This is a genomic window from Kosakonia sp. (genome assembly GCF_032052965.1).
In the GTDB taxonomy this organism is placed as follows: Bacteria; Pseudomonadota; Gammaproteobacteria; order Enterobacterales; family Enterobacteriaceae; genus Kosakonia.
In genome coordinates this window covers 588970-609588 of the sequence record NZ_DAMBVN010000001.1, presented here as the reverse complement: position 1 = coordinate 609588, position 20619 = coordinate 588970, and the positions used below count along the sequence as shown (strand labels likewise).

The window sequence follows — 20619 nt, the reverse complement described above, 5'->3', positions numbered from 1 at the left end:
AGGGATAGATTTTTAACAGCTAATTCACTTGTTAAAAACAATGTCATTACAGGAGCGCGTCATGACAGCACCGGTACAACACCCTATGTTTATCGATGGTCAATTTGTTAGCTGGCAGGGTCATCAATGGCTTGATGTCGTCAACCCGGCGACGGAAGAGATCCTGGCCCGAATCCCCGACGGCAGCGCAGAAGAGGCACGCCAGGCGATTGAGGCCGCTGAGCGGGCGCAGCCCGCATGGGAAGCGCTTCCAGCTATTGAACGTGCCGGGTGGTTACGTAAAATCGCCGCTGGCATTCGAGAAAACGCGGGTAAAATCAGCGAATTAATCGTTGCCGAAGGCGGTAAAATTCAACAACTGGCAGACGTGGAAGTCGCGTTTACAGCGGATTACATCGACTACATGGCCGAGTGGGCTCGCCGCTACGAAGGCGAGATCCTGCAAAGCGACCGCCCAAATGAAAACATCTTTGTGTTTAAACGTGCGCTGGGCGTTACCACAGGCATTCTGCCGTGGAATTTCCCGTTTTTCCTGATTGCCCGCAAAATGGCTCCTGCCCTTATCACCGGCAACACGATTGTTATCAAGCCCAGTGAATTTACCCCCAGTAATGCCATTGCCTTCGCCAAAATCGTCCATCAGGTTGGGTTACCGAAAGGGGTATTTAACCTCGTTCTGGGCCGCGGCGAAACTGTTGGACAGGAGCTGGCAGGTAACCCGAAAGTGGCGATGGTCAGCATGACTGGCAGCGTCGGCGCAGGTGAAAAAATCATGGCCGCAGCGGCAAAAAACATCACCAAAGTGTGCCTGGAGCTGGGCGGTAAAGCCCCGGCAATTGTAATGGATGATGCCGATCTCGAGCTGGCGGTAAAAGCCATTGTCGACTCCAGAGTGATCAACAGCGGGCAGGTGTGTAACTGCGCCGAGCGTGTATATGTGCAACAAGGAATTTATGACCGCTTTGTTAACCGTCTGGGCGAGGCGATGAAGGCCGTGCAGTTTGGCGATCCGGCGCAGCGAAGTGATATTGCCATGGGGCCACTGATTAATGCCGCCGCGCTGGAGCGTGTGGAACAAAAAGTGTCGCGTGCGGTTGCTGAAGGTGCGCGGGCGGTCGTGGGTGGAAAACCGGTCGGTGGGAAAGGGTATTTTTACCCGCCAACACTGTTACTGGACGTGCGCCAGGAGATGGCGATTATGCACGAAGAAACGTTTGGTCCGGTATTGCCGGTTGTGGCTTTTGAAACCCTGGACGAAGCCCTGGCAATGGCCAATGACAGCGATTATGGCCTGACGTCATCCATTTATACCCGGGACCTGAATGCAGCGATGAAAGCCGTGCGTGGGCTGAAATTTGGCGAAACCTATATCAACCGCGAGAATTTCGAAGCTATGCAGGGGTTCCATGCAGGCTGGCGTAAGTCCGGGATTGGAGGTGCGGACGGGCGTCATGGCCTGAATGAATATCTGCAAACGCAGATGGTGTATTTACAGTCCTGATCACCGCGGCCCCCGCCTTGCGCGGGGGCGCGTGTCACACTTTTGTGGCTATCCACGCCATCATCAGTTCCGGCCAGACTGCTGCGGGCAGACCTAACGCATCGCGGATGCCAAAACCGTGAGCACCCTGTTCAAACAAATGCATTTCAACGGGCACGCCAAGGCGGCGCAGGGCAGAAAACATCACCAGACTGTTTTCGACTTTGACGGCCGGATCGTCCACTGCATGCAGTAAGAATGTTGGTGGGGTTTGTGCGTCAACGCGCTCTTCCGCCGAATAGTGGCGGATCTGTGCCTCGCTGGGAGTGTCGCCAATTAATTGCTGGCGCGACATGGGATGGTCAATCTCCTGGTGCATGGTGATCACCGGGTAAACAAGTGCCATGAATGCCGGGCGGGCGTCATACTCATCAATACTGTCCTGCGGGGAATAAACCGTTTCGTTATAGCGGGTGCCAAGACTGGCCGCCACATGCCCGCCAGCAGAAAATCCCATCACACCGATACGCGCCGGATCAATACGCCATTCCGCCGCGCGGGCGCGAAGCGTGCGCATTGCCCGCTGCACATCCGCCAGCGGCGCGTCGGCCCCTTCGGCGTGGCCATCGCCGGGCAGACGGTAGGTCATCACGAACAGGGTATAACCCTTGGCATTGAAACAGGAAGCCAGCGCACTACCTTCTTTATCCAGCACTACGCGGCGGTAGGAGCCGCCAGGCGTGACCAGCATACCTACCCCGTTGGGGTTTTGCGGGGCGTAAACGGTGATTTCCGGGGCGCGAACGCCTGTCACAGAACGATCAAATTTTGTCGGGCCGGTGTGGTTCTCTTCCAGCTGAAAACGCACCGGGCTAACCTGGGCGCCAGGCGCTTCACCCTGCGGCCAGACAGGGAAGGTGCTGGCGTGCTGAACGGCGACATCCATCAACGTTAGCAAATCTTCCCGACTCATATTTCTCACGCCATTACTCCTTTCATAAAAATTTGAGTTATAGCATAGGCGGATTGCGGGCCCGTTGTGTGACGCGCCGATCAAATCGTGCGCCATTCACGGGTGATCCTACCTGGATTAGTAGGGGGATGTACGAGAAAGTAGACGAGTAAAAGCAGGGCGTTTCCCAAGCCGGAGGCGAAGCGAGAATTCAGCGGATTGTAACGATAAGTGACTGAAAGTTTGAAGGGAAAGTTAATGAATTTTTAAGGAAAGCCAGGTATGTTGAGGGTCGGTCTATCCTGTCGGGGTTTTTACAATGCGTAGTCGCTATTCCGGGTTACAAATAGCCATTCACTGGCTGGTTTTCCTGCTGGTTGTTACGGCCTATTGCGCCATGGAGTTTCGTGGGTTTGCGCCACGAAGCTATCGCCCTTATTTTAATGTTGTCCACGTATCGTGCGGTATTTCTGTGCTGGTATTAATGGTGACACGCCTGCTGGTGCGGCTGAAAAGACCCGCGCCGCCGATTGTACCCAAACCCTCCCCAATGCTGACTGGCCTGTCGCATCTTGGTCATTTGATGATTTATCTGCTGTTTATCGCTTTGCCGATCATTGGTTTATTGATGATGTATAACCGGGGCGGCCCGTGGGTTGCCTTTGGCGTGGTCATGCCTCATGCAGCAGAAGCTAACTTCGACCTTGTCGATACGCTTAAGGGCTATCACGAGTTTCTGGCGAATCTGGGCTATTTCTTAATTGCCCTGCATGCAGCAGCAGCGCTGGCGCATCACTATGTGTTTAAAGACAATACACTGCTGCGCATGATGCCAAAAAAACGCGACCTGCAGTGATCCATTAACGGTATGAGCTGCCTTGTGGCCCCGCGATATCGCGGGGCTTTGTGTTTTCTGCGCGGCTAAAATGTGATCAGGTCTGGTTTTTACGGTGGAAAAGCAGGGCGGAAATCACATTTTACGCCATCTGTGCTGGGCTGAATTCGTACAAGCGGTGTAGATAGTATATCTATTATAGAAACACTAGCGAATGGAGAGGGGAAATGACACAGCCAGTACAGGAATCTCTCGACCGGATGGCAACGCAGGATCAGGCCGCCGGATCGCGAAAGTTACGCAAAGTGCTGCTCGCAACCGGGATCGGCCATTTTGTCGAATGGTTTGACTTTGGTCTGTACGGTACGCTTGCCGCCATTATCGGCCTGCAATTTTTCCAGGCGGGCAACCCCAGCGTGGCGTTGCTGTCGTCGTTTGCTGTTTTTGGCGCAGGCTTTGTGATGCGTCCGTTGGGCGGGCTGTTCTTCGGGTCGCTGGGCGACCGAAAAGGGCGGCAGAAAGTACTGGCGACGGTGATTTTACTGACCTCCGGCGCGACATTTGTGATGGGACTGCTACCGACGTATCACCAGATTGGTATTACCGCCACGGTATTACTGGTCATTACGCGCCTGGTACAAGGTTTTGCCGCCGGAGGGGAAAGCTCCGGGGCGACGACCTATCTGGCGGAATATGCACCTGTGGAGCGACGGGGTTATTTTACCTGCTGGATAGATAACTTTGGTTTTATGGCGTTTGTGGTCGGCTCCGGGCTGGTGTTTTTGCTCACCGCCACGCTCGGTGAGAGCGCCATGAATGACTGGGGCTGGCGTATTCCGTTTTTAATTGCCGGGCCGCTCGGCTGGGTGGGTTTATATCTGCGGCAGCACCTTGAGGATTCCCCGGAATTTATTGATGCCATGAAGAACGGGCAAACCGAAAAGGCGCCGTTACGTAAGGCCGTGACCACCGCCTGGGGCGCGCTATTATTCTGCGTCGGGTTTGTGGTAATCAAAGCGGTCGGGCACTGGATCCTGCAAACCTTTATGCCCAGTTATCTCGCCACTGAACTGCATTTTTCCAAATTAAATGCGTACGCCATTACCACGATCGGGCTGTTTTCGGTCGCGGTACTGGTGCCGTTTATGGGGTTATTATCTGACAAATACGGTCGAAAACCGCTCATGCTGGCCGGATGCGCCGGTTTCATCCTGCTGAGTTACCCGGCGATGATGGTGATGGCCAATGGCGATGTGACCTCTGCCGTACTGGCGATGGTGATGCTTGGCGCGTTTATCGCGGCCTTTGATGGCGCCTGCACCGCAGCAATGGCGGAGCTGTTCCCAACCAGCGTGCGCTATGGCGGGTTGTCGATAGCCTATAACTTCGCCGTGGCATTCTTTGGCGGCATTACCCCCTGGTTTTCGGTGTGGCTTATCACCAACACCGGCGACAAATTCTCTCCGGCGTATTATGTGATGGGGGCTGCACTGATCACCTTCCTGACGGTGTTGCGTGCCCGGGAAACCGCAGGTAAACCTCTCAAACGCTAAACGCAATGAATGGCCCGGTGGCTGGCTACCGGGCTGTGACACAGAGCGTGGCGTGATCCCACCAGGGATTGTGACTGACCTGCTGGTGTTGAATGCAAAACCCGGCATGGGTGATCTCATCACGCAATAACTCCAACGGCATCAGCGTGCGCCAGGGTTGGCCATCACGATAGAGCAGATGCTGTTGCGCGTCGTAATGTTGACGATCCTCTTCCTGTTGCGGCTCGCCGCACATGCTGCTTAACACGAAGCGGCCGCCGGGCTTAAGCAGACGCGCTATTTCGCGCCAGGCTTGCATACGCTGTTCGCCAATCAGGCAGTGCAGGCAACTGCCGTCGAAAATCAGGTCAAAGCCTGCTGCCAGACCCTCCAGCGAGCAAACATTGCCAGGCTGAAAATCCCCGCTCAGCCCCTGGCGGGCAAAATTCTCGCGTGCCCAGTCGATCGCCGTTGGGGAGATATCAACCCCTGTCACCCGGTAACCACGACGGGCAAACCACAGCGCGGCCATTGCCCCGTTACCACAACCCAACTCCAGGATATGACTGCCCGGCGCAGGGAGATGATCCGCGCTCGCCAGCGTGTCGAGAATAACGCTAAGTTTGCTCCAGGCGCGTAAATAGCCGCTGCCGGTCCAGGCCGGTTCGCCGCTGGCGCGTAATTGTTGGTAGATCTGATCGTAGGTTTCCATGGCTTTTCCTTAACCTAAAAACGTCACTTTACTGCAGCTTTTATTTCGTTGCGCGGAAAAAACGGTAATAATATTCGCAGGGTGATATTAACTCATGAAATCATTTTAATGCCGTACGGACACAGCTCAAATACACATTCTGGTTTTTCACAATTTCTTAAAGAAACATTATCATTGCCGGGGCAGGCTGTGCTTTTTTTAATGGTTCGCCACAGCGTCGGGAAATAGGGCAAGGCATGAATAAGGGTAAGCTTCCGCTCTTTTTCATCGATAACATGCCCCTCACGGGTAATGTGGAGTGTATCGTCAGGACGCAGAAAATAATCCCCTTTATACCACAGGATGATCTCCTGCTCAGCCGCGCTCCGCGCGACGGCAAAAGCGGTGCCGGTGGAAGGGGATACTAACATATCGGTTATATTCCAGCGCATACAATCTCCTTGCTCTGCACGCTTTTCCTTGTTTAGAAAAAGCTTAACAAATAAATAAAATTGCGCCTAAGCAAAATAATATAATTTAATTTTCATGGGTTAAGTGGCGATATATTTATAAAAATTTACTCTATAAATTGATATGCAACAAGTATGCGGAGATAATATACAGAGGAAAAAGTTGCCGTGTCGAATATATATCCTACATTCCAACCATATTAAACGCTTTACTGCCCGACAAACACGCCGGGCCTTGGTGACTAAGGGTTCTGACCCGTTTCCAGACGATTTCGGCCATTTCTTTTTGCAGCATATAATGCGCGATCTGCCTGATCAATTAACCGCTGGTAATCCGGATGGTAATCAAATTCTGCCAGACCGATGCTCACAGTGATGGCAAAGTGCTGTTCCGGCGAAGCCTCAATAGTCAATGCGGCAATTTTCTTCCTTAACGCTTCGAGGATTATTGTGGCCTGAACAAGGTCGGACTCGACCAGCAGCACCATAAACTCCTCACCACCATACCGGAACACATAATCGCTGCTGCGAAAATGATCATAAATGACTGCCGCCACGGTCTTGAGCGTACTATCCCCGGCGTGATGACCATAGTGGTCGTTGATTTTCTTAAAATGATCGATGTCCAGCATCGCCAGAATAAACGGCTTACGTACATTCAACGCCAGTGAGATTTCCCGGCGCATAATAGTAGGAATAAAGCGGCGATTAAGCAGTTGGGTCAGCGGATCTTTGCCATTCTCAAGCTGAACCAGCGCGTCAAACATGGAAGCCAGCAGACGATGGATCTGCCCGGCGAGTTGCCGTATGGCTTGCAGCACAGCCATGCGGGACGCCATCTCAGGCTGCGTTTCATTGGCCAGCGCCTGGGTAATATGCTGATCCGCCTGCTGGACCAGCGTATCCATATTGGCCAGCATGTGCGGGTTACCCAACAGATGTTTACCTTTATGCGCAAACCACATACCAAATTCAGATTTCGACAGGAAGATCAGATCGGCGGCCGGCAACCCGGTGGCGATGTTATAGATAAATTGGTTTTCCCAGGTCGTCAGCGCGGTGATTTGCCGTTCCCGCTCCACATTGACGTCATCGTATATCGATAACAGACGATACTGTTCCTGCGTTTGCATTGCGTTTTGATAGGTGGGCGAGTACGAAACAGTCATCGCTTCAATGGCTGTATCCATTGCCAGGCCGCTGAAACAGATGATCTCGCTAAGCAGTGGGGCGGGGAGGTGCTCTTTCCCCTGCAACAACGTATACAGCTCATTTTTTAGTTTCCGCGCGCCGCGTGCGACGAGATCAATTGGCAGGCCAATTCGCGCATGAACGATGCCAATTTCGCGCTGTTTTTCGAGCAACGGTTGCAAATCCTGCTGCGCACTGCCCAGCACACTCCGTAACCAGTGAAACATGCTGTGGCTGAGCCGGGTGTTCACCTGTTCAGTATTGAGGAACAATTCACTTTCGTGATGTGAAAGCATGTAGTCATAAAACGTGCTCACCAGATGGCGGATCTCGTCATCGGTTAGCGCATTGAGCGTCTCATGCGTCTGGGGCGATGTCTGGCGCAACAAGCACTGCCACTCGGCGAGCAGCAAAGCGAGACTACCGGTTCCAACCTGTTCCATGTAAATGCCAACCATTAATTTTGATGATGTTTTGCGACGATAGTACGAGCCGCCGGGGCAAGGTCAAGCAAAACAATACCCCGGCAAAAGATACGGTTTACAGCCTATTGTAAGCACCTGTAGTATACCCCCCTATAGTATGTAGGAGGTCAAATGCCACATTCACCTGAAGATAAAAAGCGTGCGTTGACACGGGTACGTCGCATCCGTGGACAGGTCGATGCCCTGGAGCGCGCGTTGGAAAGCGGCGAGCCCTGCATCGCCATTTTGCAGCAAATTGCCGCCATCCGTGGTGCGGCCAATGGCCTGATGGGCGAGATGGTGGAAATCCACCTTAAAGATGAACTGGTCGCTGGCGATACCACTGCCGATCAACGCGCGGTGCGCATGGCGGAAGTCGGTCATCTTTTGCGCTCTTATCTAAAATAAGCATCAAAGTACTCACAAAAAAGGAACAGACTTATGAAATCACGTGCAGCTGTCGCGTTCGGCCCCGGTCAACCGCTTAAAATTGTCGAAATTGATGTCGCACCGCCGAAAAAAGGCGAGGTATTAGTGCGCATTACCCATACCGGTGTCTGCCATACCGATGCCTTTACACTGTCGGGCGACGATCCAGAAGGCGTGTTTCCGGCTGTGCTGGGTCATGAAGGCGGCGGCATTGTTGTGGAAGTGGGCGAGGGTGTCACCAGTTTGAAACCCGGCGACCATGTTATTCCTCTCTATACCGCAGAATGCGGCGAATGTAAGTTCTGTAAATCCGGCAAAACTAACCTTTGCCAGGCGGTACGTGCAACCCAGGGCAAAGGTCTGATGCCGGACGGCACCACCCGTTTCTCGTACAACGGTGAGCCGATTTTCCACTATATGGGCACCAGTACGTTCAGTGAATACACCGTCTGCGCTGAAATCTCTCTGGCAAAAGTGAACGAGAAAGCCCCGCTGGACAAAGTTTGCCTGCTGGGATGCGGCGTCACGACCGGTATCGGTGCGGTTCATAACACGGCAAAAGTTAAAGCGGGCGACACCGTGGCCATCTTCGGTCTTGGTGGCATTGGGCTGGCCGCTATTCAGGGTGCGGTGCAGGCAAAAGCCGGGCGCATTATCGCTATCGATACCAACCCGGATAAATTCACGCTGGCAAAAGAGATGGGCGCTACGGACTTTATTAACCCGAAAGATCATGCCCGCCCGATTCAGGACGTGATTGTCGAAATGACGGACGGCGGTGTGGACTTCAGCTTTGAGTGCATCGGTAACGTGAATGTGATGCGTGCGGCGCTGGAGTGCTGCCATAAAGGATGGGGTGAAAGTGTGATTATCGGTGTTGCGGGCGCAGGCCAGGAGATCAGCACCCGTCCATTCCAGCTGGTTACGGGGCGCGTCTGGCGCGGTTCTGCCTTCGGTGGTGTTAAAGGGCGTAGCCAGTTGCCGGGTATGGTCGAAGAGGCCATGGCGGGCAAAATCCGCCTTGATCCTTTTATCACGCACCGTATGCCGCTTGAGCAGATCAACGAAGCCTTCGATTTGATGCACGAAGGGAAATCTATCCGTACCGTTATCCATTTCGGCGATAACTAATCCTGCCTCACGCCAGCGGTGCAACCGCTGGCGCTACCAATCTCCAAAACTGTGACGGCTGTTGCGCTTTTTGCCATAAGAATAATCCAATTATTGCCGATGCCTATATATCATTCCTGTTGTACGTTTCAGACAAATATGAGAGTCGATAGCCATGGATAACAAAGCAGTGATGCAAAAAACACAAGGCATTGGATTTATGCACAATATTCGCCTGGTTCCCCTCTTTTCTTCTATTCTCGGCGGCATCTTAGTGTTATTTGCATTAAGTTCCGGTCTGGCCGGTTACTTCCTGATGCAAGCCGATCGCGACCAACAGGATGTTACGCAGGAAATCCAGGTGCGCATGGGGCTGTCTAACAGTTCTAACAACTTACGTATTGCCCGACTCAATTTGATCCACGCCGGTGCCGCCAGCCGCATCGCCGAAATGGATGATATGAAAAAGAACGTGGCGGATGCTGAAAAACGTATCAGTCAGTCGCAGGATAGCTTTAAACAATATATGGATCGCCCGGTAAAAACCCCGGCAGATCTGGCGCTGGATGAGGATTTAACCACTCGCTTTAATGCCTACATCGCGGGCATGAAACCCATGTTGAAATATGCCAAAAACGGCATGTTCGAAGCCATTATTAACCACGAGAGCGAGCAGGCACGTGTGCTCGACAATACTTACAATGAAGTGCTGCTGAAAGCGATTCAGATCCGTACTGAACGTGCCCAGCATTTAACCGAAGAAGCGCATAGCCGCACGCAGCTGGGGCTGATGTTTATGGCTGCAGCCTTTGCGTTTGCGCTGGTGCTCACGGTGATCACCTTTACCGTTCTGCGGAGTGTGGTGATTAACCCGCTGCAACGCGCCGCACAGCGTATTGCCCGTATCGCCTCTGGCGATTTAACCGTTCCGGATGAAGCGGCAGGCCGCAGCGAAATTGGTCGTCTGAGCAGCGATTTGCAAGCCATGCAGCACTCGCTGGTGACTACCGTTGCCACCGTTCGTCAGGGGGCGGAAGAGATCTATCGCGGAACCAGCGAAATCTCTGCCGGTAACACCGATCTCTCTTCCCGTACTGAGCAGCAGGCGGCAGCGATTGAAGAAACGGCTGCCAGCATGGAGCAACTGACCGCAACCGTGAAACAGAACGCCGATAACGCGCATCATGCCAGCAGCCTGGCGCGCGATGCGTCCGGTAAAGCCACCAAAGGCGGGCAGATTGTCTCCGGCGTGGTGCAGACCATGGGCAATATCACGTCCAGTTCCCGCAAAATTTCTGAAATCACTGCTGTGATCAACAGTATCGCGTTCCAGACCAACATCCTTGCGCTGAACGCCGCCGTGGAAGCGGCACGTGCCGGCGAGCAGGGGCGCGGCTTTGCCGTAGTGGCCAGTGAAGTGCGTACGCTGGCAAGCCGCAGTGCGCAGGCAGCGAAAGAGATCGAAGCGCTGATCAGCGAATCCGTTAGCCTGATTGAACGTGGTTCCGGCGAAGTGGTTTCCGCCGGTGAAACCATGGATGACATCGTGACCGCCGTGAAACGCGTGACCGATATTATGCTGGAAATTGCCGCTGCGTCTGACGAGCAGAGCAAAGGCATCACACAGGTCAGCCAGGCGATCACCGAAATGGATAACGTTACACAGCAGAACGCCTCCCTGGTGGAAGAAGCCAGCGCGGCAGCAGCATCGCTGGAAGAGCAGGCTGCGCGCCTGACGCAAGCGGTTGGCGCATTCCGCCTGACAGGTGCTACACCGCAACGCCAAAGCGCGTCAACGCCAACGCCAAAAGCCTTTAAACCGCAGCGACCAGCGCTGGCGGATGGCGAAAACTGGGAAACCTTCTGATAAAGAAAAAGGCCTGAATATTCAGGCCTTTTTTATGACACGCGTTAAGCGTAAAGCCGTTAACAACGGTTGTAGTTCAAGGTTTCGATGACGTTTTTATAGTTGTTATATATCTCTCTCACGTCCCATTCGTGCATCATGCGCGAGCCGTTTTTGCGCTGCGCTTCTTTTTCATAGGTACCGTCATTACTGCGTTGCAGCACAGTACGTGCCGCACCCAGATAATTGTTCGCAGCGCTCATGATGGTCGGGCAGCCCGTTTTGTTGAATTCGCGCACTTTGGCGTCATATCCCAGCGCCATGGCATTGAACTGATCGAGTGAGGTTTTAAACGCCTCGGTTTTATCACCCAGTGTGGTGTTCTCATCAATATTGTGTGCGGCTTCAACACTCTGTTTCAGGTAATAGATCATGCCCGCGTGATAATACTCGCGCGTGCCTTTCTCCGCTTTTTCGAAAGCAGCCTTCACGCGTGCGGTGTCCTGCGCTTTGATGCTTTGCAGGAACGCCTCGTGGGCTGTCACCAGGGCTTGCAGGCGAGCCTCAAAATCATTCTGGATCTCACGGCCGTGCGCGCCTTGATCGCTGGTATAGGTTTTGGCGTTGATGTAGCTCACCATATCGGTGTTGACTGCCTGAATTTTTTCGACCGCATCGCGGTAAGCGCGTGCCGGTTCATCCAGAACAGGCATGTCTGGTTTCATGGCGAGCGCTTTATCCAGGCTCTCTTTAACATTGATCAATCCCTGCGGGTTCGGGGCGTTGAAATAAAGGCGATCAATGCTTTTCTTACGAGCAAGCGCCGGTTTAACTTCTTCACGGAACTGCGCAAGTTGATCGGCGTAGGTGGTTGAAGACATATTCGCCGCTGCGATGTACTCATTGTATTTCAGCACTTCGGCCTGTTCAGCCTGTTCGGCAGAAACCTGTGACTCCTGCGCCTGGTCGCTCTTTTTATCATCGCAACCCATCAACGCAAACAAGCACGCCGCCACCGCCAGCGAGCGCACGATATTTTTCGTGAACATCCCATTCTCCTTGTCCAAAACATAACCATTAGCATCGTATTCTCACTGCACGCAGCGAGCGGCTGACAGGGTAGCACCAAAAAAAATCGCTTATGGACAAAGCCACCTGAATTGGTAGGGAGGTGGGGCGAGTGTAATGCAGAGGGAGAGCTAACCCGGCGGCCGCATGCTACCGGGCTGTTTTCAGTGTGTAAGCAGGTCAGATAAAACTGTCGTCATCACTGCCAAAGTCATTGTCATCGTAATTGTCCGTGCCGTTATCGCTCTGGTAGGGATCATCCTGGTCGAGGAAATGGCTGTCAGACACGTCATTAAATCCGCCATTTTGATCTGCGCCATACGGCACACCGCCTGTCGGCACCACGGGCTCCTCAAAAATGTTAACGATTTCTTCCGGGCGAGAGTGGTGGAACATGCTGGTCAGCATGTCGGCCAGTACCACACCGCCCGCAACACCTGCCGCAGTTTGCAATGCTCCGGCCATAAAATCGCCGCCGCGTGACGGAGCGGGTGCCGATGCCTGGCGTGCATAATCCTGAGGTGGCTGCTGTGCTGTATTCCAGCCATTATCCGCCTGCTGAGCCTGGCTTTTATTACCGCCAAACAGACCGCCCAGGAAGCTGCCGCCGCCGGAGGATTGCTTGTGTTTTTCGGCGGCGAGTTCGTTCTCCAGTTCCTGGACGCGACTCTGCATGCGTTTTAACGCGGCTTCCTGAATCAAAATTGACTGCGCCATATAGTAAGGCGCAGCAGGTTGCTGCTTAACAAATTCCGCAATTTGCCGTTCGGCGTCAGCGTCGCGTTGACCGTGCTGCTGCTCAGTCTGTTTCAGGCGCTGAAAAAGCCCGTCGATAAGCTGCTGTTCTTCATATTGCATGGCGATAACCTTCAGGTTGCGCTAAGGAGACACTATGAGTTTATCAGCGCCGTACGCCAGTGTCTGGCGAGTGAAATGTTTGTTTAAGATTGGTTGCAGCGTAGAGCAAAAAAGCCCGACCTGGCGGGCCTGGCGCTAACAGCGGGTGACGGTTTACCCGCTAATCCCCGGGTGAATCTGTCACAGCCTTTCGCGTAATGGTTAAGGGGGAGAGTGCATTCAGTGAGAACGCCCGCAGGGCGCGGGCGCAAAGGTCATGCAATACGCCGGGTGTCGCGGGATTGCGATGGGGTAACTGTTACCGGGATGGATTTGGACGTCGGCGTACCGGTACCGTCACCAAACCGGGTGAGAGGAACCAGCGGGTTGGTTTCGGGGTAATAGGCCGCCAGATTACCACGCGGAATGTTGTAAGCAACAAGGCGGAAATTCTCAACCCGACGTCGTACCCCATCGTCAGACGGCGTTTCGATATCTACGCGATCGCCGTCTTCTAACCCCAGGGCCTGAATATCGTCAGGGTGCATAAACAGCACATCGCGCTGGCCGTAAACCCCGCGATAACGATCGTCAAGCCCGTAAATCGTGGTGTTGTACTGATCGTGCGAACGCAGAGTCTGCAACACAAACGGTGCGTCTGTTTCCGCGCATACCGCCTGCGGCAGGGGCGCCGCGCTGAATTCCGCCTTTCCGGACGGCGTGTTAAAACGTCCTTCGGCGGCGGCGTTACCAAGCCAGAACCCTCCAGGCTCTTCGCAGCGTTGATTAAAATTCTGAAAACCCGGCAGAGTCGCGGCGATATGATCGCGGATCAGATTATAATCCTCTGCCAGCGCCAGCCAGTCGAGCTGCTTGTTGCCCAGCGTGGCGTGGGCGATACCGGCAACAATCGCCGTTTCTGAACGCTGCGTGACCGCAAGGGGTTTACCAATGCCCTCTGAGGCATGCACCATGCTAAAGGAGTCCTCAACCGTCACGAACTGACGACCGCTGGCCTGGATGTCTTCTTCAGTTCGCCCCAGCGTGGGCAAAATCAGTGAAGCTTTGCCTGGCATCAAATGGCTGCGATTCAGTTTGGTACTGATGTAGACCGTTAACCCGCACCGACGTAATGCTTCGCAAGTCAGCGGCGTATCCGGCGCGGCGGCTGCGAGGTTGCCGCCCAGGGCAATCAGGACTTTCACTTCATCGCGCAGCATCGCCTGAATCGCCTGCACGGTATGGTGCCCGGGCTCGCGCGGCGGTTCAAAATTAAAGTGGCGGGCAAGGCTGTCGAGCAGGGATGCCGACGGTTTTTCATCGATCCCCATCGTGCGGTTGCCCTGTACATTACTGTGCCCGCGCACCGGGCATAACCCTGCCCCCGGTTTTCCCAGGTGGCCGCCTAAGAGTTGCAGGTTAGTGATTTCACGCACCGTATCCAGCGAATGTTTATGCTGTGTAATGCCCATCGCCCAGGTGCAAATCACCCGTTCAGCCTCTTGCCAGATAGCAGCGGCCTCACGCAGTTGCTGCTGGCTTAAGCCGGACTGTTGTTCAATGATCTTCCAGTCGGTAGCATCAATTTGCGCAAACCATGCCGCAATGCCCTGGGTATGCTGAGCGATAAACGCGTCATCGAAAATTCCTGCCTCACCGGCAGCAAGACGCTGACGCTGGGTTTCCAGTAACGCTTTGGCAATGCCGCGCACGGCGGCCATATCACCGCCAAGGTTAGGTTGGTAATACGAGGAACTGATGGTACCTGCCAGCGGAGTAACTACCTCCAGCGGTTTTTGCGGATCGGCAAAACGTTCCAGTCCGCGTTCGCGCAGGGTATTAAACGTCACGATCCGCGCACCGCGATCTGCGGCATGGCGCAGGCTGTGTAACATACGCGGATGGTTGGTGCCGGGGTTTTGACCAAATACAAAAATGGCATCGGCTTTATCAAAATCGGCCAGGTGGATGGTGCCTTTGCCGACGCCGATACTGCGTTTTAGCCCCGCGCCGCTGGCCTCATGGCACATATTCGAGCAATCCGGGAAGTTGTTGGTGCCTACCATACGGCCAAATAACTGGTAAAGATAAGAGGCTTCATTGCTGGCACGCCCGGAAGTATAGAGTTCCAGTTGGTTCGGATGGGCCATCGCCTGAATGTGCGCGCCGATCATCGCCAGCGCATCGTCCCAGGAGAGGGGTTCGTAGTGATCGGTTTGTGGGTTATAACGCAACGGCTCTGTCAGACGGCCCTGATACTCCAGAAAGTAGTCGCTCTGGCGGGTGAGCGCGCTGACGCTGTGTTGCGCAAAAAACGAGGCATCAATCTGCCGGCGCGTTGCTTCCCACGTCACGGCTTTTGCGCCGTTTTCGCAAAAACTGAAGGTGCTTTTGTTATCGTCTCCCCAGGCACAGCCCGGGCAATCGAAGCCGCGCGCTTTATTCATGCGCAACAGGTTACGCATATTTTTGAGGGCATTTTTGCTGTCAATGACGAAGCGAGTCGTCGCTTCAAGAGAGCCCAGTCCACCGGCAGCGGCGTGGTAGGGTTTGATCGCGGTTTTGAATTTCATCTGCTGTTCCGGCTGCGGGTTGTTACAGCTTTAGTCTATGTTGCGTAACAACAACCCTTTATCAACAACCTATTTTTATCACACAATTAACCGCGTGCTTACCTGTTGCGCAACAGAAAGCACAGAGCGCCACACCGGGATTAACCCGGCATGGTTTTACGGATCGCGCTGATCAGCGCAAGGGCTGCCGGGGGCAACAGAGAGTCGACACGGGTAATAATGCCGATTGGATCACCAATCCCTTGCTGCGGAACAGGTAACGCCACTAAGGTTCCGACGCGCAAATCGTCTTTCACAGCACCAGAAGGGACAAACCAAACATAGTCGTGATCGACAGTTAACTGGCGTGAAAGCGAGGCGGAAAGGGTTTCGAGACACCCTGACGGTAACCGACAGTTCTGGCTGGCAAGCAACTCTTCCGTGTTTTGCCGCGGGACGGTGCCTTCTGGCAGCACCACCACTGGCCACTCGAGTACCCGGCTCAGGGTCACGGTGCTGTGCAGGAGGGGGTGTCCCGGGCGCACGACCAGCTTTAACGACTCCAGAAACAACAGTTCATAGCTCAGTCCGCTCATCAGTTCCGGATCGGACATGCGTCCAATACCCAGATCCAGCTCGCCCGATTTCAGCCCGGCCAGTAACATCGGGTTATTCGCTGTGGCGACCTGGATGGTGAGGTCCGGCTGCTGTTTATGCAACTGGCCAATTACGCCAGGTAAAATACCCAACGCGGCCGTGGGGAGCGCACCGATGCGAATAATGTCGGTTTTTATCTCAAATTTTTGATTAAGCGACTGGCCGGCAATATTTACCGCATCCAGCACGCGCACCGCATGAGTGAGAAATTGCTCGCCAACGACCGTTAACTGCGCGCCCATGCGACCACGCTCAAATAAGCGCTTGCCAGTCAGTTGTTCCAGCTCATTGAGCGTTTTCGACAGGGCAGGCTGGCTCAAATTCAGGGTTTCAGCCGCGCGCCCCAGCGTCCCTTGTTGAGCGACGGCAACGAATGTATGTAAATGGCGCAGACGAATGCGCTGTGAAAACAGACCGTTTTTTTCCATAAGATGATGTTAAAAACTGAGCGGAGCCGGTGACAAGTGAGTTTGTTTAATTTTGGTAACTTGATAGCAAACTATTATTAACATCTAATCTCTTTGAGTTACAAACGGATTTTCTTCGCAATGTGACGTAACCAGCAGGTTGGTGTGGTTTTGTGCAAATTGCGTTTCATAATCTTTGGTTATGTTCGCCCCGCGCAAAACGTGCGCGTTTTCAGCCACGATCACACTTTGTAAATTTCCCGTCACGGGCCAGGGTTCTCTCTCTACACTCCAGAGAGAGAACCCTGGAGGAAGAATAATATGGCGTACAGCATCACGGCTGATGATATTCGGGAACAATTTTCACAGGCCATGTCGGCCATGTACCAGCAGGAAGTTCCGCAATACGGCACGTTACTGGAACTGGTCGCAGACGTAAACCTGGCCGTCCTGGAGAACAACCCCCGTTTACATGAACAACTGGCCAACGCCGACGAACTGAGCCGCCTGAATGTTGAGCGCCACGGCGCAATTCGGGTTGGCACTGCGGAAGAGCTGTCTACGTTGCGACGCATGTTCGCCATTATGGGGATGTTTCCGGTCAGCTATTACGATCTGTCGCAGGCGGGGGTTCCGGTACACTCCACGGCCTTCCGCCCGATTGAAGATGCGGCGCTGTCGCGTAATCCGTTTCGCATATTTACCTCGTTATTGCGCCTGGAATTAATAGACGACCCCGCGCTGCGCAACAAAGCGGCCGCGATCCTCGCAAAACGCGATATTTTTACCCCGGCTTGCCGTCAACTGATTGAACTGCATGAGCTTAACGGCGGATTTACGCCCGCGCAGGCGCAGGCGTTTGTTAATGAGGCGCTGGAGACGTTTCGCTGGCACCGCCATGCCACGGTGGATCAACAAACCTATCTGGCACTGCATAATGAGCACCGTCTGATTGCCGATGTGGTCTGTTTCCCTGGCTGCCATATCAACCACTTAACGCCGCGCACGCTGGATATTGACCGCGTGCAGGCGCTGATGCCGGAATACGGTATTGAACCGAAGATCCTGATAGAAGGGCCGCCGCGCCGCGATGTGCCGATCCTGCTACGCCAGACCAGCTTTAAAGCGCTGGATGAACCAGTCCTGTTCAGCGGGGAACAACAGGGTACGCATACCGCGCGTTTCGGTGAAATTGAACAACGAGGTGTGGCGCTGACAGAGAAAGGCCGTGCACTCTATGATCAACTGCTGGCCAATGCCGGAACAGGCAAAGACAATCTGGCGCATCAATTGCATTTGCAAAATGTATTTAAAAATATGCCGGACAGCGAAATGCTGTTGCGCAAACAGGGGCTGGCATGGTTTCGCTACCGTCTTACCCCTACAGGAGAGGCACATCGCAAGGCGATCCGAGCGGGTGATGATCCGCAACCATTGATTGAACGAGGCTGGGTCGTTGCGCAGCCCATTACCTATGAGGACTTTTTGCCCGTGAGCGCTGCCGGTATTTTCCAGTCGAATCTCGGCAATGAAACCCAGGCGCGTAGCCACGGCAACGCCAGCCGGACAGCCTTTGAGGAGGCGCTCGGCTGCCCGGTGCTGAATGAGTTTACCCTCTACCAGGAAGCGGAAGAGCGCAGTAAACGCCGTTGCGGACTGCTGTAAAACAGGTACTCTGCCAGAAATCATTGTTCTGGATAATATTATGGAAAATCCTGCCGCCCCGTTGGTGCATACCCGTCAGGGAAGCGTGATGGGCAGTACCGAAGCCGACTTTTATGTCTGGCGCGGTATTCCTTTTGCCGCACCGCCTGTTGGTTCGCTGCGCTGGCAAGCGCCGCGCCCGGTCGAACCCTGGCAGGATGTGCGTATGGCGACGCAATTTTCTGCTGCCAGCTGGCAAAACAGCGAATATTGCCAACAAGTGGGCGGCGGCGATCCGGGGCAGTTTTCGGAAGATTGTCTTTATCTGAATGTCTGGGCGCCACGCGTACGTGAAAAAGCGTTGCCGGTGATGGTCTGGTTGCATGGCGGGGGTTTTACGATTGGATCGGGAGGCTTGCCACCTTATGACGGTAAGCAACTGGCGTCGCGCGGTGTGGTGCTGGTGACGGTCAATTATCGTCTCGGGCATCTGGGATTTTTTGCCCATCCGGCACTGGAAGAAGAATCTGGCGAACGTCTCTATAACTTCGGCTTATTGGATCAAATCGCGGCGCTGCGCTGGGTTCAGCAGAACATTGCGCTGTTTGGCGGCGATGCGGCAAAGGTCACGCTATTTGGTGAGTCAGCGGGAGCACGCAGCGTGATGGCGCTGATGGCCTCACCATTAGCAAAAGGGCTGTTTCATAAAGGCATTATCCAGAGCAGTTACACGTTGCCGGATACGCCACGGGCGAGCGCGTTAGCCCGGGGAGAGGCGATTGCCGCGCACTTTGGTCTGCATAACGCCAGCGCCGCAGAATTACGCAACATTCCAGCAGATGCATTCTGGCCGTTAGCGGCGCCGCTTAAAATTGCCCCCGCGCCGATCGCCGGGGATAAGGTACTACCGGAGACCACGCTGGACGTATTTTTCGCCGGGCGTCAGCATCCGATGCCGGTCATTATTGGCTCCAATAGCGATGAAGCCAGCGTGATGGCGGAATTTGGGGTCGATCTCGCCGGCCAAATTGAAAAAATGCGACGTCAGCAGCGGCTTGGTCTTGGCATTATTCGTCTGCTTTACCCGGGCGTGCGTGGCGATGCCGAGCTGGGCAGGCAGGTGTGCCGCGATATGGCGTTTACGACCCTTGGGTTAGTGGTCATGCAGGCCCAGCAGCGAGTAGGGCAGCCCTGCTGGCGCTACTGGTTCGATTATGTGGCGCAGGCCGCGCACGGTACCTATATCAACGGTGCCTGGCATGGAAATGAGGTGCCGTACGTTTTCGATAATTTGCTGTTGTCGGAGCCCTCTTGCCATTATGTCAACGACGATGATCTCGCGTTTGCCGCACATATTGCCGATTACTGGGTAGCGTTTGCCCGCGCGGAGCCGCTGGTTGAGGTGCTGCCAGGGCCGGTGCATTGGCGGGCGGCCGTGCGCGGGCGCGATCGTTTATTACGCATTGGACTGAATAAACATGCAGGATTTCGCCTCGTCAAGCGTTTTATGCGCGCCCGTCTGGGCTTCTTCCGCCGTGTAATGCGTCACCACGTTAAGCTGGATTAACCGCCAGCAGCCCCTGACGAAACGCCGCCAGTCCGGCGGCTTTGTGCCGCGACTCGCGCAGAACGAGACGGTAACTGGCCCCGGTTTTCACGCTTTCGTCGAACGGGCGTTGTAACCGGCCGGCGCGAATGTCTTCCGCCACCAGGGTCTCATCGGCGATCGCCAGTCCCAGCCCCTGAATAGCTGCCGTTATGGCCAAATCCATGGTGTCAAAGTGTTGATTTTTTCGCATGGCAGGCTGAAACGTCTGCTGTTTTGCCAGCCACAGTGACCAGTCCGTTTTATCACGTGTAGGGTGAAGCAGAGTCATATTATCCAGCGCCTGCGGCGGTATCAGCGTCGCACTCATCACCGGGGTTAACGCCTCGTCAAACAGCAGATCGCCCGCGCTTAACTGGGTGCCAAAGACGATAGCTGCATCATAGGGTTCCGTTTTGAAATTAACAGTGTGATCGGTGGTGGTAGTCAGTGCTATTTGCAACTCCGGGTAGTGCTGTTCAAGGTGCAACAGACGGGGAACCAGCCAGCGCATCGCGCAGGTCGGCGCTTTTAACCGCACCACGGTTTGCTGTGCCTGGGCCTGATCGGCCACCATTAACAAGTGCTCAAAAGCGCTATGCAGTTCCGGCAGCAGTGCGCTGCCCTGCGGGGACAGGCGCAACCCTCTTGCATGGCGTTCGAACAGCGGGAAGCCGAACCAGGTTTCCAGCGTGGCGATTTTGCGGCTCACCGCGCCCTGGGTCAGGCATAGCTCTTTGGCTGCGTGAGTCAGGTTCAAATGCCGGGCTGTGACCAGAAAGGCATCGATTGCGTTCAGCGGCAGGGAAAGGCGGGACATGGCAACTCCAGCTATGCAGTTTTGTCATGGCTATTATGACAACAATTCG

General features: G+C 54.4%; 17 protein-coding genes. 8 read left to right on the top strand and 9 right to left on the bottom strand.

Translation table 11 applies throughout. The features are described from left to right. The first annotated feature begins 61 nt into the window (after window positions 1-61). Window positions 62-1501 carry an aldehyde dehydrogenase gene (gene aldA / locus RTX30_RS02830; RefSeq protein ID WP_312686602.1) on the top strand — a complete coding sequence of 480 codons (1440 nt, stop codon included), beginning with the start codon at window positions 62-64 and terminating at the stop codon, window positions 1499-1501. Window positions 1502-1535: 34 nt separating this feature from the next. Here aldA and RTX30_RS02825 read toward each other — a convergent pair whose 3' ends face one another. After that, window positions 1536-2462, bottom strand: coding sequence for an alpha/beta hydrolase (locus tag RTX30_RS02825; RefSeq protein ID WP_312686599.1), 927 nt, complete (start codon window positions 2460-2462; stop codon window positions 1536-1538). Window positions 2463-2751: 289 nt separating this feature from the next. Here RTX30_RS02825 and cybB point away from each other — a divergent pair, with 289 nt between their 5' ends. Continuing rightward, a complete protein-coding gene (gene cybB / locus RTX30_RS02820; protein ID WP_312686597.1) occupies window positions 2752-3288 on the top strand; it encodes a cytochrome b561 in 537 nt (178 codons plus the stop codon). 206 nt (window positions 3289-3494) lie between these two features. Then, a complete protein-coding gene (locus RTX30_RS02815) occupies window positions 3495-4820 on the top strand; it encodes an MFS transporter (RefSeq protein ID WP_409429789.1) in 1326 nt (441 codons plus the stop codon). A 25-nt stretch (window positions 4821-4845) separates the two neighbouring features. Here the strand turns inward: RTX30_RS02815 and RTX30_RS02810 are convergent, their stop codons facing one another. The 3 genes from RTX30_RS02810 to RTX30_RS02800 all read right to left on the bottom strand — a co-directional run bounded on the left by RTX30_RS02810 (window position 4846) and on the right by RTX30_RS02800 (window position 7594). Next, on the bottom strand, window positions 4846-5511 hold the full coding sequence (locus RTX30_RS02810; protein WP_312686595.1) for a class I SAM-dependent methyltransferase: 666 nt from the start codon (window positions 5509-5511) through the stop codon (window positions 4846-4848). Window positions 5512-5603: 92 nt separating this feature from the next. Continuing rightward, complete coding sequence (locus RTX30_RS02805; protein ID WP_312686589.1) at window positions 5604-5942, bottom strand: anti-adapter protein iraM; 339 nt, start codon at window positions 5940-5942, stop codon at window positions 5604-5606. A 260-nt stretch (window positions 5943-6202) separates the two neighbouring features. Then, complete coding sequence (locus tag RTX30_RS02800) at window positions 6203-7594, bottom strand: diguanylate cyclase (RefSeq protein WP_312686586.1); 1392 nt, start codon at window positions 7592-7594, stop codon at window positions 6203-6205. Between the two features lie 153 nt (window positions 7595-7747). On the opposite strand from RTX30_RS02800, the gene RTX30_RS02795 reads away from it, so the two are divergent. The 3 genes from RTX30_RS02795 to RTX30_RS02785 all read left to right on the top strand — a co-directional run bounded on the left by RTX30_RS02795 (window position 7748) and on the right by RTX30_RS02785 (window position 11021). Further along, complete coding sequence (locus RTX30_RS02795; RefSeq protein ID WP_061496064.1) at window positions 7748-8023, top strand: metal/formaldehyde-sensitive transcriptional repressor; 276 nt, start codon at window positions 7748-7750, stop codon at window positions 8021-8023. Window positions 8024-8056: 33 nt separating this feature from the next. Further along, window positions 8057-9175: an S-(hydroxymethyl)glutathione dehydrogenase/class III alcohol dehydrogenase gene (locus RTX30_RS02790; protein WP_312686573.1), complete on the top strand. Its 1119-nt coding sequence runs from the start codon at window positions 8057-8059 to the stop codon at window positions 9173-9175. A gap of 154 nt (window positions 9176-9329) precedes the next feature. Next, complete coding sequence (locus tag RTX30_RS02785; RefSeq protein WP_312686571.1) at window positions 9330-11021, top strand: methyl-accepting chemotaxis protein; 1692 nt, start codon at window positions 9330-9332, stop codon at window positions 11019-11021. Window positions 11022-11080: 59 nt separating this feature from the next. Here RTX30_RS02785 and RTX30_RS02780 read toward each other — a convergent pair whose 3' ends face one another. The 4 genes from RTX30_RS02780 to RTX30_RS02765 form a co-directional block, all read right to left on the bottom strand. Next, on the bottom strand, window positions 11081-12049 hold the full coding sequence (locus RTX30_RS02780) for a DUF3829 domain-containing protein (RefSeq protein ID WP_312686570.1): 969 nt from the start codon (window positions 12047-12049) through the stop codon (window positions 11081-11083). A 199-nt stretch (window positions 12050-12248) separates the two neighbouring features. After that, window positions 12249-12926 carry a DUF2076 domain-containing protein gene (locus tag RTX30_RS02775; RefSeq protein ID WP_312686568.1) on the bottom strand — a complete coding sequence of 226 codons (678 nt, stop codon included), beginning with the start codon at window positions 12924-12926 and terminating at the stop codon, window positions 12249-12251. Between the two features lie 254 nt (window positions 12927-13180). After that, complete coding sequence (locus RTX30_RS02770; protein ID WP_312686566.1) at window positions 13181-15478, bottom strand: FdhF/YdeP family oxidoreductase; 2298 nt, start codon at window positions 15476-15478, stop codon at window positions 13181-13183. 140 nt (window positions 15479-15618) lie between these two features. Continuing rightward, the gene (locus RTX30_RS02765; RefSeq protein WP_312686564.1) at window positions 15619-16542 is read right to left on the bottom strand and encodes a LysR substrate-binding domain-containing protein; all 924 of its coding nucleotides are present in this window, start codon (window positions 16540-16542) and stop codon (window positions 15619-15621) included. Window positions 16543-16842: 300 nt separating this feature from the next. Between RTX30_RS02765 and RTX30_RS02760 the strand changes: the two genes are divergently transcribed. Both RTX30_RS02760 and RTX30_RS02755 read left to right on the top strand, forming a co-directional pair. Further along, the gene (locus RTX30_RS02760; RefSeq protein WP_312686563.1) at window positions 16843-18186 is read left to right on the top strand and encodes a VOC family protein; all 1344 of its coding nucleotides are present in this window, start codon (window positions 16843-16845) and stop codon (window positions 18184-18186) included. A gap of 40 nt (window positions 18187-18226) precedes the next feature. Further along, the gene (locus RTX30_RS02755) at window positions 18227-19732 is read left to right on the top strand and encodes a carboxylesterase/lipase family protein (RefSeq protein WP_312686561.1); all 1506 of its coding nucleotides are present in this window, start codon (window positions 18227-18229) and stop codon (window positions 19730-19732) included. Here RTX30_RS02755 and RTX30_RS02750 read toward each other — a convergent pair. Next, window positions 19719-20570, bottom strand: coding sequence for a LysR substrate-binding domain-containing protein (locus RTX30_RS02750; RefSeq protein ID WP_312686558.1), 852 nt, complete (start codon window positions 20568-20570; stop codon window positions 19719-19721). The two genes, RTX30_RS02755 and RTX30_RS02750, sit on opposite strands and share 14 nt — an antisense overlap. Window positions 20571-20619: the final 49 nt, after the last annotated feature.

Bases quoted from the DNA above. Each gene is read 5' to 3' on its own strand.
- aldA (WP_312686602.1), top strand. From the start codon at position 62: ATGACAGCACCGGTACAACACCCTATGTTTATCGATGGTCAATTTGTT.
- RTX30_RS02810 (WP_312686595.1), bottom strand. From the start codon at position 5,511: ATGGAAACCTACGATCAGATCTACCAACAATTACGCGCCAGCGGCGAA.
- RTX30_RS02795 (WP_061496064.1), top strand. From the start codon at position 7,748: ATGCCACATTCACCTGAAGATAAAAAGCGTGCGTTGACACGGGTACGT.
- RTX30_RS02815 (WP_409429789.1), top strand. From the start codon at position 3,495: ATGACACAGCCAGTACAGGAATCTCTCGACCGGATGGCAACGCAGGAT.
- RTX30_RS02785 (WP_312686571.1), top strand. From the start codon at position 9,330: ATGGATAACAAAGCAGTGATGCAAAAAACACAAGGCATTGGATTTATG.
- RTX30_RS02765 (WP_312686564.1), bottom strand. From the start codon at position 16,542: ATGGAAAAAAACGGTCTGTTTTCACAGCGCATTCGTCTGCGCCATTTA.
- RTX30_RS02780 (WP_312686570.1), bottom strand. From the start codon at position 12,049: ATGTTCACGAAAAATATCGTGCGCTCGCTGGCGGTGGCGGCGTGCTTG.
- RTX30_RS02760 (WP_312686563.1), top strand. From the start codon at position 16,843: ATGGCGTACAGCATCACGGCTGATGATATTCGGGAACAATTTTCACAG.
- cybB (WP_312686597.1), top strand. From the start codon at position 2,752: ATGCGTAGTCGCTATTCCGGGTTACAAATAGCCATTCACTGGCTGGTT.
- RTX30_RS02755 (WP_312686561.1), top strand. From the start codon at position 18,227: ATGGAAAATCCTGCCGCCCCGTTGGTGCATACCCGTCAGGGAAGCGTG.
- RTX30_RS02750 (WP_312686558.1), bottom strand. From the start codon at position 20,570: ATGTCCCGCCTTTCCCTGCCGCTGAACGCAATCGATGCCTTTCTGGTC.
- RTX30_RS02790 (WP_312686573.1), top strand. From the start codon at position 8,057: ATGAAATCACGTGCAGCTGTCGCGTTCGGCCCCGGTCAACCGCTTAAA.
- RTX30_RS02800 (WP_312686586.1), bottom strand. From the start codon at position 7,594: ATGGAACAGGTTGGAACCGGTAGTCTCGCTTTGCTGCTCGCCGAGTGG.
- RTX30_RS02805 (WP_312686589.1), bottom strand. From the start codon at position 5,942: ATGCGCTGGAATATAACCGATATGTTAGTATCCCCTTCCACCGGCACC.
- RTX30_RS02770 (WP_312686566.1), bottom strand. From the start codon at position 15,478: ATGAAATTCAAAACCGCGATCAAACCCTACCACGCCGCTGCCGGTGGA.
- RTX30_RS02775 (WP_312686568.1), bottom strand. From the start codon at position 12,926: ATGCAATATGAAGAACAGCAGCTTATCGACGGGCTTTTTCAGCGCCTG.